The organism is Acidovorax sp., assembly GCF_046314175.1.
GTDB lineage: Bacteria > Pseudomonadota > Gammaproteobacteria > Burkholderiales > Burkholderiaceae_C > Acidovorax.
Genome location: NZ_JBKBXG010000059.1, coordinates 1 through 15,959, shown reverse-complemented (window position 1 = coordinate 15,959; position 15,959 = coordinate 1). Strand labels below are relative to the sequence as shown.

The 15,959-nt window shown below is 64.0% G+C and carries 14 protein-coding genes; 2 read left to right on the top strand and 12 right to left on the bottom strand.

The window, feature by feature from the left end; translation table 11 throughout:
- Window positions 1-10 precede the first annotated feature (10 nt).
- On the bottom strand, window positions 11-994 hold the full coding sequence (locus tag ACK4OE_RS16850) for a TRAP transporter substrate-binding protein (protein WP_409886273.1): 984 nt from the start codon (window positions 992-994) through the stop codon (window positions 11-13).
- Between the two features lie 183 nt (window positions 995-1,177).
- Here ACK4OE_RS16850 and ACK4OE_RS16845 point away from each other — a divergent pair, with 183 nt between their 5' ends.
- Together ACK4OE_RS16845 and ACK4OE_RS16840 are read left to right on the top strand one after the other, a co-directional pair.
- Window positions 1,178-1,708 (top strand): winged helix DNA-binding protein, encoded by a 531-nt coding sequence (locus ACK4OE_RS16845; RefSeq protein WP_409886271.1) that lies wholly within the window; start codon window positions 1,178-1,180, stop codon window positions 1,706-1,708.
- A 104-nt stretch (window positions 1,709-1,812) separates the two neighbouring features.
- The gene (locus ACK4OE_RS16840; RefSeq protein WP_409886269.1) at window positions 1,813-5,463 is read left to right on the top strand and encodes a hydantoinase B/oxoprolinase family protein; all 3,651 of its coding nucleotides are present in this window, start codon (window positions 1,813-1,815) and stop codon (window positions 5,461-5,463) included.
- A gap of 51 nt (window positions 5,464-5,514) precedes the next feature.
- Here the strand turns inward: ACK4OE_RS16840 and mnhG are convergent, their stop codons facing one another.
- The 11 genes from mnhG to ACK4OE_RS16785 all read right to left on the bottom strand — a co-directional run.
- Window positions 5,515-5,967, bottom strand: coding sequence for a monovalent cation/H(+) antiporter subunit G (gene mnhG / locus ACK4OE_RS16835; RefSeq protein WP_409886267.1), 453 nt, complete (start codon window positions 5,965-5,967; stop codon window positions 5,515-5,517).
- A complete protein-coding gene (locus ACK4OE_RS16830) occupies window positions 5,964-6,269 on the bottom strand; it encodes a K+/H+ antiporter subunit F (protein WP_409886265.1) in 306 nt (101 codons plus the stop codon). The genes mnhG and ACK4OE_RS16830 overlap by 4 nt, the downstream gene beginning before the upstream one ends.
- Window positions 6,266-6,832 carry a Na+/H+ antiporter subunit E gene (locus ACK4OE_RS16825; RefSeq protein WP_409886263.1) on the bottom strand — a complete coding sequence of 189 codons (567 nt, stop codon included), beginning with the start codon at window positions 6,830-6,832 and terminating at the stop codon, window positions 6,266-6,268. Before ACK4OE_RS16825 ends, ACK4OE_RS16830 begins: the two co-directional genes overlap by 4 nt.
- A complete protein-coding gene (locus ACK4OE_RS16820; protein WP_409886261.1) occupies window positions 6,829-8,568 on the bottom strand; it encodes a monovalent cation/H+ antiporter subunit D in 1,740 nt (579 codons plus the stop codon). The genes ACK4OE_RS16825 and ACK4OE_RS16820 overlap by 4 nt, the downstream gene beginning before the upstream one ends.
- A 163-nt stretch (window positions 8,569-8,731) precedes the next feature.
- Window positions 8,732-9,097: a Na+/H+ antiporter subunit C gene (locus ACK4OE_RS16815; RefSeq protein ID WP_409886259.1), complete on the bottom strand. Its 366-nt coding sequence runs from the start codon at window positions 9,095-9,097 to the stop codon at window positions 8,732-8,734.
- Entirely contained in the window at window positions 9,088-12,069 is a 2,982-nt protein-coding gene (locus ACK4OE_RS16810; RefSeq protein ID WP_409886257.1) for a monovalent cation/H+ antiporter subunit A, read from the bottom strand. Before ACK4OE_RS16810 ends, ACK4OE_RS16815 begins: the two co-directional genes overlap by 10 nt.
- Window positions 12,070-12,196: 127 nt before the next feature.
- The gene (locus ACK4OE_RS16805; RefSeq protein WP_409886255.1) at window positions 12,197-12,646 is read right to left on the bottom strand and encodes a ComEA family DNA-binding protein; all 450 of its coding nucleotides are present in this window, start codon (window positions 12,644-12,646) and stop codon (window positions 12,197-12,199) included.
- Window positions 12,647-12,779: 133 nt separating this feature from the next.
- Complete coding sequence (gene lapB / locus ACK4OE_RS16800; RefSeq protein WP_409886253.1) at window positions 12,780-13,937, bottom strand: lipopolysaccharide assembly protein LapB; 1,158 nt, start codon at window positions 13,935-13,937, stop codon at window positions 12,780-12,782.
- The gene (locus ACK4OE_RS16795; RefSeq protein ID WP_409886251.1) at window positions 13,927-14,244 is read right to left on the bottom strand and encodes a lipopolysaccharide assembly LapA domain-containing protein; all 318 of its coding nucleotides are present in this window, start codon (window positions 14,242-14,244) and stop codon (window positions 13,927-13,929) included. The genes lapB and ACK4OE_RS16795 overlap by 11 nt, the downstream gene beginning before the upstream one ends.
- Before the next feature lie 121 nt (window positions 14,245-14,365).
- Window positions 14,366-14,701, bottom strand: a complete 336-nt coding sequence (locus ACK4OE_RS16790) for an integration host factor subunit beta (protein WP_409886249.1) — start codon at window positions 14,699-14,701, stop codon at window positions 14,366-14,368.
- 89 nt (window positions 14,702-14,790) lie between these two features.
- On the bottom strand, window positions 14,791-15,959 hold a 1,169-nt coding region (locus tag ACK4OE_RS16785), incomplete at its 5' end, for a 30S ribosomal protein S1 (protein WP_409886247.1).

Below are 15,959 nucleotides of genomic sequence, written 5' to 3'. Positions count from 1 at the left end.
GTTTCTTTTCTTACTTGCGGAAGGCGTCAATCAGCGCCTTGCCTTCGGGACCGGCCTTGTCCAGCCATTCCTTGAGCATCGTGTCGCCTACCTTGGCCATGTCGGCCTTCAGTTGCGCGGGCGGGGCTTCCACGGTCATGCCGTTGGCCTTGAGCTTGGCGATGGTGTCGGTGTTGACCTTGGCGCTGTTTGCCCAGCCGCGTGCTTCCGCGTCGGCACCCGCCTTGAGCAGGGCGTCCTGGCTGGGCTTGTCCAAAGCGTCAAACGCCTTCTTGTTCACCAGTACCGCGTTCTTGGGCAGCCAGGCCTGGGTGTCGTAGTGGAACTTGAGGTGTTCGTACAGCTTGCTGTCCACCCCCGTGGCGCCCGACGTCATGGTCGACTCGACCACGCCGGTCGCCAGCGCTTGCGAGAACTCTGCTGCCTGCACGGTCACAGGCTGTGCGCCCACCAGTTCTGCAATGCGTGCGGTGGCGGGGCTGTAGGCGCGCCATTTCACGGCCTTCAGGTCGGCGGCGCTGGTCAGGGGCTTCTTGGTGTAGATGCCTTGCGGTGGCCACGCCACGGCATACAGCAGCACCATGCCTTGTTCGGCCAGCTTCTTTTCAAGGAAAGGTTTTTGGGCGGCGTAGAGCTTTTTCGATGCGTCGTAGCTGTCGGCCAGGAAGGGCAGGCCGTCCACGCCGAAGAGTTGCCATTCGTTCTGGAAGTTGGCCAGCAGGATCTCGCCCATCTGCGCCTGGCCGCCTTGCACCGCGCGCTTGATTTCGGGCGCCTTGAACAGTGCCGCATTGGCATGCACCGTGATCTTGAGCTTGCCGCTGGTGGCCTTGTCCACATCGCCCGCCAGTTGCACCATGTTCTCGGTGTGGAAGTTGGTGGCCGGGTACGCTGCGGCCAGGTCCCATTTGGTCTGGGCAAAAGCCGAGGTGACAGACAGGCCGGCAACCAGGGCCAGGCTGAGCGCGGTGACGGGGAAGATTCGACGCTTCATGGGTGAGCTCCGCAGGGTTGGGTATCAATGAATACGAGAGGGCACTGTATCGGAAGCCGATCAGAATGCGATAGGTGTTTTGCCTAAACGCTGACAAATTGCCAACAAATTGCTATCGACTTGCCTACAATGCCCCATGCATATCCCGTGCCAATGGCAGATCAACCCAGGATCGACCTCGTCATGAAATCCCCAGCAAAGCCCAAGACGGATTCCGGCCCCATCGTGTCGTCATCGCACCTGGTGTCTGCGCAGAGCGCAGAGATGAGCGAGTTTGAATTTGGCCTCATCGTGGCGGGCAACGCGTTTCACCGCTGGGTGGTGCATTGCATGTCGGCCGCGGGCCTCAAAGACCTGATGCCGCTGGACGTTGTGGTGCTGCACCATGTGTCGCACCGGGCGCGCGACAAACGGCTGGCCGACATCTGCTTCATCATGAATGTGGAAGACACACACCTGGTGAACTACTCGCTCAAAAAGCTGCAGACCCTGGGCGTGGTGGCCTCGCAAAAAAATGGCAAGGAAGTGACCTACGCCGCCACCGACGCGGGCCGCGCCTACGTGCAGCGCTACCGCGAAATCCGTGAGAGCTGCCTGATTGACGCGTTGAATGCCGACGATGCGCTCAACCGCGACATCGGCGAGCTGGCCCGCTTGCTGCGTGTGCTGTCGGGCATGTATGACCAGGCGGCGCGGTCCGCTGCGTCGCTGTGATTGTTGCCTTCCTTTGCCCTCTCTCTTAGTCGAAAAATTGAATCAAAAGTGGCTCTAGCGCTTATCAATAAAGCGCTGATAGCTATACATTGAATAGCATTGATATGTCCAACCAACCCAATCCCTTGTCCCGCTGGCAGTTCTGGATCGACCGTGGAGGCACCTTCACCGACGTGGTGGGCAAGCGCCCGGACGGCACCCTGGTCACGCACAAGCTGCTGTCCGAGAACCCTGAGCAGTACAAGGACGCGGCCGTGGCAGGCATCCGCCATCTACTGGGGCTCAAGCCCGGCGAGGCGGTGACGCCCGAGTTGGTGGAGTGCGTGAAGATGGGCACCACCGTGGCCACCAACGCGCTGCTGGAGCGCAAGGGCGAGCCCACGTTGCTCATCACCACCAAGGGTTTCAAGGACGCGCTGCGCATTGCGTACCAAAACCGCCCGCGCTTGTTTGACCGGCGCATCGTGCTGCCCGAGCTGCTGTACGAACGCGTGATCGAAGCGCAGGAGCGCGTGGGCGCACACGGGGACGTGATCGAAGCACTGGACGAAGCCCACCTGAAAGAACGCCTGTGGGCTGCCTATGACGCGGGCCTGCGCAGCGCGGCCATTGTGTTCATGCACGGCTACCGTTACACCGCGCACGAAGAAGCCGCCGCCCGCATTGCGCGCGAGGCGGGCTTTACGCAGGTGAGCGCATCGCACGCCACCAGCCCCATGATGAAGCTGGTAAGCCGGGGCGACACCACGGTGGTGGATGCTTACCTCTCGCCCATCCTGCGCCGCTATGTGGACCAGGTGGCCAGCGAGATGCCGGGTGTGCAGCTGTTCTTCATGCAGTCGTCGGGCGGGCTGACCGATGCGCAGGTGTTCCAGGGCAAGGACGCGATCCTCTCGGGGCCTGCGGGCGGCATTGTCGGGATGGCGCGCACCGCAGGTTTGGCGGGCCACGACAAGGTCATCGGTTTTGACATGGGTGGCACCAGCACCGATGTGAGCCACTATGCGGGCGAGTTTGAGCGGGAGTTTGAGACGCAGGTGGCGGGCGTGCGCATGCGTGCGCCGATGATGAGCATCCACACCGTGGCGGCGGGCGGCGGTTCTATCCTCGGTTTTGACGGCGCGCGTTTCCGTGTCGGCCCCGAGAGCGCGGGCGCCAACCCCGGCCCCGCCAGCTACCGCCGGGGCGGACCGCTCGCTGTGACCGATGCGAACGTGATGGTGGGCAAGATCCAGCCCGCGCATTTCCCCAAGGTGTTTGGCCATGCTGCGAACGAGGCGTTGGATGGCCATGCGGTAGTGCAAAAATTCGACGGCCTTGCGATGCAGACCGGGCGCAAGGCAGAGGATGTCGCCCACGGCTTTATCCAGATCGCCGTGCAGCAGATGGCCAATGCCATCAAGAAGATCAGCGTGGCGCGCGGCTATGACGTGACACGCTACACCCTGCAGTGTTTTGGTGGCGCGGGCGGCCAGCACGCGTGCCTGGTCGCAGATGCATTGGGCATGACGCGCGTGTTTGTGCACCCGCTCGCCGGTGTGCTCAGCGCCTATGGCATGGGCCTGGCGGACCAGAACGTGATCCGCGAACAGGCGGTGGAGGCCAAGCTGGTGCCTGAGGCATTGCCCGGCATAGAAGCCACATTGGAACAACTCGCCACCACGGCCCGCACCGAGCTGGAGCGCCAGCAGTCGGGCAGCGGCACCGCCGTGGTGCACCGCCGCGTGCATGTGCGCTATGAGGGCAGTGACTCGGCGCTGATCGTTCCGTTTGGCACGCAGGCCGAGATCACCGCTGCGTTCGAGAACGCCTACCGCCAGCGTTTCGCCTTCCTCATGCAGGGCAAGGGCCTGGTGGTGGAGGCCGTGTCCGTCGAGGCCGTGGTGCCAGGTGATGCCCCCGTGGAGCCGCGCCATGCACTGCATCCCGCGCGCGAAGTGCCGCGCCGCAGCACCGTGCGCATGTACACCGGCGGCACCGACGGTGTGGCCGCGTGGCACGACGCGGCCCTGGTGGTGCGCGAAGATTTGCGCCCCGGCGACGTGATCCCCGGCCCGGCCATCATTGCCGAAAAGAATGCCACAACAATAGTCGAGCCCGGCTGGGAGGCTGAGTTGACCGACCTCGATCACCTGCTGCTCAACCGCCGCGTGGCGCGCGCCGTGCAGCATGCCGTGGGCACCACGGTAGACCCGGTGCTGCTCGAAGTGTTCAACAACCTGTTCATGAACATCGCCGAGCAGATGGGGCTGCAGCTGCAGAACACGGCGTACTCGGTCAATATCAAGGAGCGCCTGGACTTCAGCTGCGCGCTGTTTGACACAGCAGGCAACCTGATCGCCAACGCGCCGCACATGCCCGTGCATTTGGGCAGCATGGGCGAGAGCATCAAGACCGTGGTGCGTGAAAACGCGGGCAAGATGCAGCCCGGCGATGTGTACGTGCTCAACGACCCGTACCACGGCGGCACGCACCTGCCGGACATCACCGTGATCACGCCGGTCTACATTGCCAATGAGGCCGAGCCCACGTTCTACGTGGGCAGCCGCGGCCACCACGCGGATGTGGGCGGCACCACGCCCGGCTCCATGCCGCCGTTCTCCACGCGCATCGCAGAAGAGGGCGTGCAGATCAACAACGTGAAGCTGGTGGAGCGCGGCGTGCTGCGCGAGGCCGAGATGATTGCGCTGCTGGAAAGCGGCGAGTATCCGAGCCGCAACCCCCAGCAGAACATGGCCGACCTGCGTGCGCAGATCGCCGCCAACGAAAAAGGCCAGCAGGAGCTGCGCCGCATGGTGGGCGAGTTCGGCCTTGATGTCGTGCAGGCCTACATGCGCCACGTGCAGGACAACGCCGAAGAGTCCGTGCGCCGTGTCATCACGCGCCTGAAGGACGGTGCCTTCACGCTGCCATTGGACAACGGCGCGCAGATCAGTGTGGCCGTGAAGGTGGATGCGAATAGCCGCAGCGCCACCATCGACTTCACCGGCACCAGCCCGCAGCAGACCAACAACTTCAACGCGCCCACGGCGGTGTGCATGGCTGCGGTGCTGTATGTGTTCCGCACGCTGGTGGATGACGACATTCCGCTGAACGCGGGGTGCTTGAAGCCGCTGAACGTCATCATCCCGCCCGGCAGCATGCTCAACCCCAACCCACCGGCCTCGGTGGTGGCGGGCAATGTGGAGACCTCTACCTGCATCACCAATGCGCTGTACGGCGCGCTGGGCCTGATGGCGGCGGGGCAGTGCACCATGAACAACTTCACCTTTGGCAGCACGCGCTACCAGTACTACGAGACCATTTCCGGCGGCAGTGGTGCGGGCGGCGTGTGGGACGCCAACGGGCAACTGGCGGGCGGTTTTGATGGCACCAGCGTCGTGCAATGCCACATGACCAATTCGCGCCTGACCGACCCGGAGGTGCTGGAGTTCCGCTTCCCGGTGCGGCTGGAGGGCTACGAGATCCGCAAGGGTTCGGGCGGCGCCGGGCAGTGGAAGGGCGGTGATGGCGGCATCCGCCGTGTGCGCTTTCTGGAGCCGATGACGGCCAGCATCCTGTCGAACGGCCGCCACCATGGCGCGTTCGGTATGGCGGGTGGTCGACCAGGCGCCGTGGGCATCAACAAGGTGGTGCGCAGCGATGGCAGCGTGGAGTTGCTGGACCACATTGGTCAGGTGCAGATGCAGCCGGGCGATGTGTTTGAAATCCACACGCCGGGCGGTGGTGGATTTGGGGTGTTAGGCCAAAAATAATAGTCGAATTGGCTGCTAGCGCTTTGCCAGTAAGCGCTGGCAGCTATTAAATCAGGAGTTATGAGCGCCTGCGTCTGCTTCGGTCACTGCGTCGGGTGGTGTGGGGGATGCGGTGTTCGCTACGGCGTCGGCGTTGGCTCTGGGCTGGCTCAGGCTCGGCGGCACATCCAGCCCCATCTGCCGCGCGCGGAACAGCGCGGCTCGCATCAGAAAGATCGACATGATCGGTACCGTGATGGCCACGAAAACGGCGATCAGCAGCGCATGCAGTGCGATGCTGCGGTCGGCCACGGTGAAGTACAGCACCGTGCCATGCATGATCAGCCAGCAGCCCAGCGTGGCGATGATGGCGGGTGCATGCACGCGTTCAAAAAACGTGGGCAGCCGCAGCAGCCCGGTGGAGCCCAGCAGCGCCAGTGCCGCGCCTGACAGCACCAGCACGGCCACGATGATTTCAAGCCACAGGGGCAGCACGGCGGTGGCGGTAGCGGCGGCTTCGGTCATTCGATCACCTCGCCACGCAGCAGAAATTTGGCCATGGCCATGGCGCCCACAAAGCTGAACAGCGCCAGCAGCAGCGCGGCCTCAAAGTAGTTTTTGCTGCCATACAGCAGGCCGAGCACCAGCATCACGAGCATGCCGCTCAGGTACATGCAGTCCAGCGCCAATACCCGGTCTTGTGCGGACGGGCCCTTGAGCAGGCGGATCAGTGCGCAGCCCATGGCCAGCGCCAGCATGAACAACGCAATGGGCAGGGCCCAGTCAAGCACAGGGGTCGAAGTGGTCACTGCGATAGTGTTGGTCATTCAAAAATCTCCATCAGCGGGCGCTCATAGCGTTCCTTGACCTGAGCCACGATGCCCTCGGGGTCGTCCACCTCCAGCACGTGCAGCAGCAGCATGCTGCGGTCCAGCGACAGCTCGGCCCATGCGGTGCCGGGGGTGATGCACACCACCATGGCCAGCACGGCCAGGCCGTTAGGGTCGCGCAGGTCGAGCGGAATGTGCACAAACCCCGCAGGGTGTTTGCGACTCGCAGGCGACAGCAGCAGCCGCGCCACAGTGACGTTGGACAGCACCGTGTCTTTGGCCACCGTGAGCGCCAGGCGCAGCACCACACCGGGCTTGCGTATGCGCACCGGCAGCGGACGCAGCCCTGCGGTCAGCAGCGGTATCGCAATCCCCATCAGGCCGCCCAGCGCGAAGTGCCCCACGCTCAGGCTGCGGTTGAGAACCAGCCACAGGCCCAGCAAGGCCAGGGACAGCAGGGGTGCGGGCACGAGGCGCTGCAGCGGTCTGCGCCGGGGTGGATGCACCGGTGTGCTGCCCGCAGATTCTGCGCGGGGACGGTCATGGTCTGGGGCAGTCATGGTGCGCCCCCTTGCACCGGTGCCACAGTGTCCTGCGTGGGTGAAGTACCGCTGCGCGGCGGTGTCGGCACGGGGGCTGCTGTCATGATGGCTCGCACGTAAGTGGCCGGGGCGTGCAGCGCATCGGCGGTGGCCTGTGTGTAGCGCATCACCGCGCCCGCCTGCCACACCAGCGCCCCGCAGGCCACCAGCAGCAAGGCAATTGGTAGGCCCTCCAGCACCAGCAATTGGGGCGTTGCACGGCCTTGTGCAGACCAGAAATGGCGAATGCCCGACCGCGTGAGCGCCAGCAGGGCAATGAGACCCGACACCACCAGCAAAGCCATCAGCATCCAGCCTGCAGCGCCCAGCTGGAAACCGTTGGAGGAGCCCAGCCCCAGCGGGTTGAGCAGCGCATGGATCATGGCGAACTTGCCCACAAAGCCCGGCAAGGGCGGCAGACCGGCAATCACCAGCGTACAGGCCATGAAAGCCAGGCCCAGGAACGCGGCCGCGGCAGGGATCACCTGGCCGATCAGGGCCTGCTCCTTGTCGTCCAGGTTCATGCCTTCGGTAGGCACCAGGTCTGCGGACAGAAAGGGTGCATCGTCGGTCTGTTCGTAGGGCGCCAGGTTGGAGCCATCGTTGCGCCAGCGGTCGATCAGGTCGCTGAGCAGAAACAGCGCGCTGACCGCCAGTGTGGAGCCGAGCATGTAGTACAGCAGCCCCGCAGTGAGCAGGTTTTGCCCAAACCCGAGCGCGGCCAGCAGCGTGCCCGACGACAGGATGGCGGCGAACCCGGCCAAGTGCCCCAGGCGCTGGGACCCCAGCATGCCGATGGCGCCAAACGCCAATGTGAGCATGCCGCCACCGATGAGCCACTGGCCGCCGAACTGCGCCGAATCGCCCGCCTCTGCACCAAACAACAGGGTCCACAGCCGCAGCACGCTGTACACGCCCACCTTGGTCATCAGCGCAAACAGGGCGCCCACCGGCGCCGTGGCAGCGCTGTAGGCGGGCACCAGCCAGAAGTTGAGTGGCCACACGGCGGCCTTGATGAGAAACGCCACCGCCAAAATGGCGGCCGCCGCATGCAGCAGCCCGCGGTCTTCGGGCGCGATGCCCGCCATGCTCTGGGCCAGGTCGGCCATGTTCAGCGTGCCGGTGATGCCGTAGAGCATCGACACACCGATGAGGAACAGCGACGAGGCTGCGAGGTTGATGGCGATGTAGTGCAGGCCCGCCGATACGCGCGGGCGGCCCGAGCCATGCAGCAGCAGCCCGTAGGACGCGGCCAGCATGATCTCGAAAAACACGAACAGGTTGAACAGGTCGGCCGTGAGGAAGGCCCCGGCCAGGCCCATCAGCTGGAACTGGAACAGCGGATGAAAGTGCACCCCCGCCCGGTGCCAGCGCGCGGCCGAAAACAGCACCGTGGCCAGCGCCACCGTGCTGCTGAGCACTAGCATCATGGCCGAAAGCCGGTCGATGGCCAGCACGATGCCGTAGGGCGCGGGCCAGTTGCCGGGCAGGTACACCTCGAGGCTGGTCTGCACGCCGGGCTGCTTGGCCTGCACCAGCAGCAACACCGCCACCACCAGGCCCAGGAAGGTCGCCACAATGTTGAGCGTGACCTTTGTGCGTTGGCGCTCTTCGCGCAGCAGCAGCATCAGCCCGGCGGCGACCATCGGCACTGCGATGGGCGCCAGGATGAGGTGCGGCATCAGACCTTGCAGAAAAGATTCCATGGATGTCATGTCAGTAGTCCATGGCGCTGCGCATGAAACTGGCGCGGTCTAAGCCAGGGCAGCCGAGCTAGGGCCGCCCCGACGCGAGGGCTGCGTCCCCCTGCCCGCAGCGCGCAGCGCTGCGAGAGCGGGGGGAAGGCGCGAAGCGCCTCAGGGGGGTGTCCGAATTCTTTCACGGCATCTCCTGCGCATCCTTGGCGTGGGCGCCGTCCACATGGTCAGTGCCTGACATGCCGCGCGACGCGAGCAGCACCACCAGAAAGAGCGCGGTCATGGCAAAGCCGATCACGATGGCTGTGAGCGTCAGCGCCTGGGGCATGGGGTCGGCGTAGTGGACAAGGTCCTGCGGCACGCCCGGCTGAAGCACGGGTTCCTTGTCAATGGCCAGGCCCAGGCGGCCCATGCTGAAGATGAAGAGGTTCACCGCGTACGACAGCAGCGACAGCCCCATGATGACCTGGAAGGTGCGGGGGCGCAGCAGCAGCCAGACGCCGGAGCCGGTGAGTACGCCAATGGCCAGGGCCAGGATCAGTTCCATGAGGTTTCTCCCCGTCTGTCGGTGGCGATGCTGCTGCTGTTTGCGGTGTCTGCCGCTTCAGCTTCTTCTGCATCGGCGGTGCGTGCATTGTTGTAACGGTGGCTGCGCACCGATTGGTGGGCAATACCCGTAAGAATCAGCATGGTGGACCCCACCACCAGCGTGAACACGCCAATGTCAAAGAACAGCGCGCTGGCAATGTGGACCTCGCCCAGCACTGGCACGGTGAGGTGGGCCGTGTGACTGGTCAGGAACGGAAAGCCCCAGAAAAGCGCGCCGAGGCCCGTGGCCAGTGCGGTGAGCAGCCCGATCGCGATCCACCGGCGTGGGTACAGCGGCAGATGCGCCTCGACCCACGAGGTGCCTGACACGATGTACTGCAGCAGCAGCGCCACCGAGAACACCAGGCCCGCCACAAACCCGCCACCGGGCTCGTTGTGCCCGCGCATGAAGATGTACATGGCCACCAGCGTGGCAAAGGGCAGCAGCAGGCGCACCAGCACCGCCGGTACCATGAGGTAGCCAATGGCGGTATCTGCCGTCTGGCGGGGGTTGGCCAGGTCCGTGTCCACATCGGCGGGCAGGGCGCGCTGCTGGGGCGGCAGGTCCATCACCTCGCGCGCCGGGCGAAAGCGCCGCAACAGCGCATACACCGTGAGCGCCACCACGCCCAGCACCACGATCTCGCCAAAAGTGTCAAAGCCGCGAAAGTCCACCAGCATCACGTTGACCACGTTGGTGCCACCGCCACCGGTGAGTGCGTTCTCCAGAAAAAAGGTGGAAGTGCTGTCCGGGAACGGGCGGCTCATCATGGCAAACGAGAGCAGAGCCATGCCCGCGCCAGTGACCAGTGCCAGGGTCATGTCGCGGTAGCGGCGCAACTGCGTGCGCTGCGCTTCGGCCAGCGTGGGAACCCGCAGGCTTTCGTCCCGCCGTGGCAGCCAGCGCAGGCCCAGCAGAATCAGGATGGTGGTAACGATTTCCACCACGATCTGGGTCAATGCCAGGTCTGGGGCTGAAAACCATAGAAAGGTCAGGCACACACACAGCCCGGAGCCGCCCAGCAGCGTGAGCGCCGCCAGCCGGTGGTACTTGGCCTGCCACGCCGCTGCCACCGCACACACCGCCCCCAGCAGCCATATCAGCGCAAAAGCGGGCGAGAGCGGCAGCTGGGCTCGGTCGCCAATGGGGAGCCCACGGGACCACAGCGGCAGCACACCGGCCACCAGCGCCGCGCTGATGAGCCACAGCATCTGCCACTGCAGGCGCCCGGTACCCAGCATGCGGCGGCCGCTGCGCCCCGCCAGGGACACCGCAGCAAGCACACCTTCAAACAACCGTTGGCCGCTGATGTGTTGCATGAGCGGTGGCGCATCCAGCACGCCCCGCGCACGGTGCCTGCGCAGCGCCGCGTACAGCGCTATGCCGCCGCCCAGTGCGACGAGGCTCATCACAAACGGCGTGTTAAAACCGTGCCAGACGGCCAGGCTGTAGGTGGGCAAATCGCCCCCCACCACGGGCCGCGCCGCCGCTGCCAGATAGGCCCCCACCGACCAGGCGGGCAAGGTGCCCACCACCAGGCAGGCCAGCACCAGCAGCTCGACCGGCACACGCATCCAGTGCGGAGGCTCGTGCGGCGGGCGGGGCAGGTCGGTGGCGGGCGGGCCCCAGAACACATCCACGGTGAAACGCAATGAATACGCCACGCTGAACATGCCCGCCACCGTGGCGGCCACGGGCAGCAGCCATTCCAGCATCGGCGTGGTGTTCACGTACACCGTTTCGGCAAAGAACATTTCCTTGGACAGAAACCCGTTGAGCAGCGGCACGCCGGCCATGGCCGCGCTGGCCACCATGGCCAATGTGGAGGTGATGGGCATCATCCTGCGCAGGCCAGACAGGCGCCTGATGTCGCGCGTACCGCTTTCATGGTCGACGATGCCCACCGCCATGAACAGCGATGCCTTGAAGGTGGCGTGGTTCATGATGTGGAAGACGGCGGCCACGGCGGCCAGAGGGCTGTTCAAGCCCAGCAGCAGGGTGATAAGGCCCAGGTGAGAGATGGTCGAATACGCCAGCAGCCCCTTCAGATCGTTCTGGAACATGGCGGCATAGCCGCCCACCAGCAAGGTGCACAGGCCCGCACCACCCACCAGCCAGAACCATTCCTCGGTGCCGGCCAGCGCAGGCCACAGGCGTGCCATCAAGAACACACCGGCCTTGACCATGGTGGCCGAGTGCAGATAGGCCGACACAGGGGTAGGAGCCGCCATGGCGTTGGGCAGCCAGAAGTGAAAGGGGAACTGCGCACTTTTGGTGAGCGCACCCAGAAGGATCAGCACCAGCGCGGTGAGGTACAGCGGGTGCGCCTGGATCAGCGCGCCTGCCGCCAGTACATGATCGAGGTCATAGCTGCCCACGATGTGGCCCAGCACCAGCATGCCCGCCAGCATGGCCAGGCCCCCCGTGCCTGTCACGGTGAGCGCCATGCGCGCGCCGCGCCGGGCGTCCTTGCGGTGATGCCAGTAGCCGATCAGCAAAAACGAGAACAGGCTGGTCAGCTCCCAGAAGAACGCAATCTGGATGATGTTGCCCGACAGCACCACGCCCGCCATGGCGCCCATGAACGCCAGAAAGAACGCAAAGAAGCGCGGCACCGGGTCGGCCGCCGACATGTAGTAGCGCGCGTACAGGACCACCAGGCTTCCCACACCCAGCACCAGCATGCAGAACATCCAGGCAAAGCCGTCCATGCGGATGATGAGGTTCAGCCCCAGCGCAGGAAGCCACGTTATCTCTTGGCGCAGCACGCCGCCGTCGGCAATCTCGGGGAAGTACAGCGCTGTCTGGACGGTGCAGAAAAGGGCAATCAGGCCCGCTAGCGTGGACTCGGTGTTGCGTGCATTGGCGGGCAGAACCGCTGCCAGCAGGCTGCCGATGAAGGGGAGGAGGATGAGGGTGATCAGGGGCATGCGCAGGCAATTTTAGGCGGTGAAGATAAAAGCCTTTTGACTGCGTGGCACTGGGGTTTTACGGAGCGTTTTGCGCGGCCCCAATGAAAAAGCCCGCTGAAGCGGGCTTTGCAACTGCGCGGCGTGCTTATTTTTTGGTAGCAGCGTCGGCGGTGGTGGCGGCGGCAGGAGCCTGTGCCACCGGCGCTGCGTCAGCAGGCTTGTCGTCTTTCTTGTTCTTGTTGGTGGCCGCCTTTTTGTCTGCGGCGTTGGCGTCCTTATCCTTCTTTGCGGCCTTGTCTGCTTTGGCGTCCGCTTTGGCGACGGCTGCAGCGCTGAACTTCTTGCCGTTCACCGTGAGGCCTTCGGTGGAGAACTTGGCCGCTGTCTTCTCACCCACGCCGCCTACGCGGCCAATGAAATCACTCCAGTCCTTGAAGTTTCCGTTCTTGCGCTCGTCCAGGATTTTTGTGGACAGGCTGGGGCCAATGCCCTTGATGCCGTCCAACTCGGCAGCGGAGGCCTTGTTCACGTCGACCGCTGCGAACGCGGCGGCGGCATACAACAGGGTGATGATGAGCAGTATTTTTTTGAACATGATGGAACTCCCTCGGTGTGTAGATGGATGGATTTTTTTTGCAGCCAGACCCCGCAAAGGTTCACGGGTTTTCGGTCTGCGCGGCCATCTTATCTACGGCTGGAAAGTCGATGTAGCCAGTTGTTTCAACGGCTCAGAGCTCTTCAACACGGCGTGCCGGGTAGCTGTCCCAGGTCTGGCAACCGGGACATTGCCAGAAATGCTGGCGGGCTTCAAAACCGCAGGCTGCGCAGCGGTAGCGGGTCAGCGGCTTGACGGCATGGTCCAGCGCGCGCTGGATCTGGGGGTGAAATTCTTCGTGCTCCAGCTTTTCCGTCGCCAGCCATTTGGCTGCTGCCACCAGCGAGCGCTCCTTGTCCAGATGCTGCACGTAGCGTTGCCGCGCCGTGTCGCGCGTGGTCTCGTTCGCTGCCTCCAGGGCCACGATGCTCTCCAGCACGTCGAGCGAGGGGTTCTGTGTGTAGTGCGCCTGCAGCAGTGCCTGCACGGCAGGCAACTCGCCCGTCGCCGTGGCGGCCTCCACCATCAGCGGCGCGGCCAATGGCAGTGCGGCGGGATTGCGTTCACCTAGAGTCTTGAGCGTGGACAAAACTGCTGCGGGTTGCCCCATCAGGCGCTGCAGGCGGGCCATTTCAATGCGCGCGCGTGCCGCGTCGGGTGCCGCTGCCACGGCTTGTTCCAGCAAGGCCTGAGCACCGGGCAGATCGCCCTGGCCGCTGAGCGCCAGCGCCTGTTCACACAGGTAATGCGCTTGGCGGGTGCTGAAGTCGCCTTGATCCGCCGCGTGCATCTTGCGGGCAATCGCAGTGGCCTGGGGCCAGTCGCGAGAACGCTCGTAGATGGCCAGCAGTGCCAGGCGGGCTTGTGATTCGAACGGAGTGCCTTCCAGCCGGTGCAAGGCGTCTTCCGCTCGGTCAAGCAGGCCTGCCTTGAGGAAGTCCAGCGCCAGCGCGTGCTGCGCACGCTCGCGGTCGGTGCGGGAAAGGTCGCCGCGCGAAAGCAGGTGTTCGTGCACGCGTACGGCGCGGTCGTATTCGCCACGGCGACGGAACAAATTGCCCAGTGCAAAGTGCAGCTCGGATGTGTCGGGGTCGTTCTGTACCGCCTCGATAAAGGCATCAATGGCCTGGTCCTGCTGCTCGTTGAGCAGAAAGTTCAGCCCCTTGAAATACGCCTTGGGTGCACGGCGGTTTTCCGCACGCAGCTGGCGCAGGTCAAAGCGCGACGCCAGCCAGCCCAGCACAAACGCGACCGGCAGGCCCAGCAGAATCCAGCTCAGATCAAATTCCATGGACGGAGGGCAGGTCGGGAGGTGGAGGGGGCGCGGGCGGCGTGGCGGCTGCGGTACTGGATGCAGGCGTTACTGTGACAGCATGCGCCCGGCGTGCAGCGGTACGGTGGCGCCACCAGCGAGGCACCATGCCCAGCACTCCGACCGACAGCCCGGCGGCAAAGGCGGTCAGCACCACCAGCACCAAAGGCGCGCGCCACTGCGTGCCAAAGAAAAAGTGCACGGTGGCGTCTTGCTGGTTGTTCAACGCAAAGGCGAACAAGGTAAAAAAAATGGCTGCCTTGAGCAGCCACAGGAGGTATTTCATCGGTCTCCCCAGTGGTGGGGCGATTCTAAGAGCTAGGACTCAGCGGGCCTGACGGCCTTTGCTGGATGAAAGTTAATGCCAAATAGGCCTTCAGCGCTTATCCATAAAGCGCTAGCAGCTATCATTTTTGAATGATTGTGCTGCCGACTGTACCGGAGTTTTCTTCCATTTCAGCGGTGCGTTTGTCGACCGCTTCACGCAGGGCCTTGCCGGGCTTGAAGTGCGGCACCCGCTTTTCTGGAATGGCCACTGCTTCGCCGCTGCGCGGGTTGCGGCCCATGCGGGGCGGGCGGTGGTTGACCGAGAAGCTGCCAAAGCCCCGGATCTCGATGCGGTGACCACGCACCAGCGCGTCGCCCACGGCGTCCAGAATGGTCTTGACGGCAAACTCGGCATCGCGGTGGGTCAACTGACCAAAGCGCGCGGCCAGTTCTTCAACGAGGTCTGAGCGGGTCATGGAGTCTTGGGGCATAGGCGGGCTGCTGCGGCTGAATGAGGAGCGGGCGCCGAGGCGCCCGCTGTCTGACTCTTTAGGGAGTCAGCGTTTTACTTTTCCGAGTTGTCCAACTTGGCGCGCAGCAGGGCGCCCAGGCTGGTCGTGCCGGCGCTTTCGCGGCTCGATTGCTGGCTCAGGTTCGCCATGGCACCTTGCTCGTCGATCATGTCCTTTTGCTTGATCGACAGCTGGATGTTGCGGGTCTTGCGATCCACATTCACCACCACTGCAGTGACTTCGTCGCCTTCCTTGAGCACGTTGCGAGCATCTTCCACGCGGTCGCGGGAGATTTCCGAAGCGCGCAGGTAGCCCACGATGTCTTCGCCGAGGTCGATTTCAGCGCCACGGGCGTCCACGGTCTTGACCTTGCCGGTCACCGTCTGGCCCTTGTCGTTCACGGTCACGAAGGTCGTGAATGGGTCGCCGTCGAGCTGCTTGATACCCAGCGAGATGCGTTCACGGTCCACGTCCACAGCCAACACGATGGCTTCGACTTCCTGGCCCTTCTTGTAGTTACGCACGGCGGCTTCGCCAGCTTCGTTCCAAGACAGGTCAGACAAGTGCACCAGCCCGTCGATGCCGGCAGCCAGGCCCACGAATACGCCGAAGTCGGTGATCGACTTGATAGGACCCTTCACGCGGTCGCCGCGCTTGGTGTCCTGGGCGAATTCTTGCCATGGGTTGGCCTTGCACTGCTTCATGCCCAGGCTGATGCGGCGCTTGTCTTCGTCGATTTCCAGAACCATGACTTCGACTTCGTCGCCCAGCGAAACCAGCTTGGCGGGAGCGATGTTCTTGTTGGTCCAGTCCATTTCGGAGACGTGCACCAGGCCTTCGATGCCGGGTTCGAGTTCAACGAATGCGCCGTAGTCGGCAATGTTCGTGATCTTGCCGAACAGGCGGGTCGATTGTGGGTAGCGGCGGTTCACGCCCATCCATGGGTCGTCGCCCATTTGCTTCAGACCCAGCGAGACACGGTTCTTTTCGGTGTCGAACTTCAGGATCTTGGCAGTGATTTCTTGACCAGCGGTCACCACTTCGGAAGGGTGACGCACACGGCGCCATGCCATGTCGGTGATGTGCAGCAGGCCGTCGATACCGCCCAGGTCCACGAACGCACCGTATTCGGTGATGTTCTTGACCACGCCTTGAACGATGGAGCCTTCCTTCAGGGTTTCCATCAGCTTGGCGCGCTCTTCGCCCATGGAGGCTTCCACCA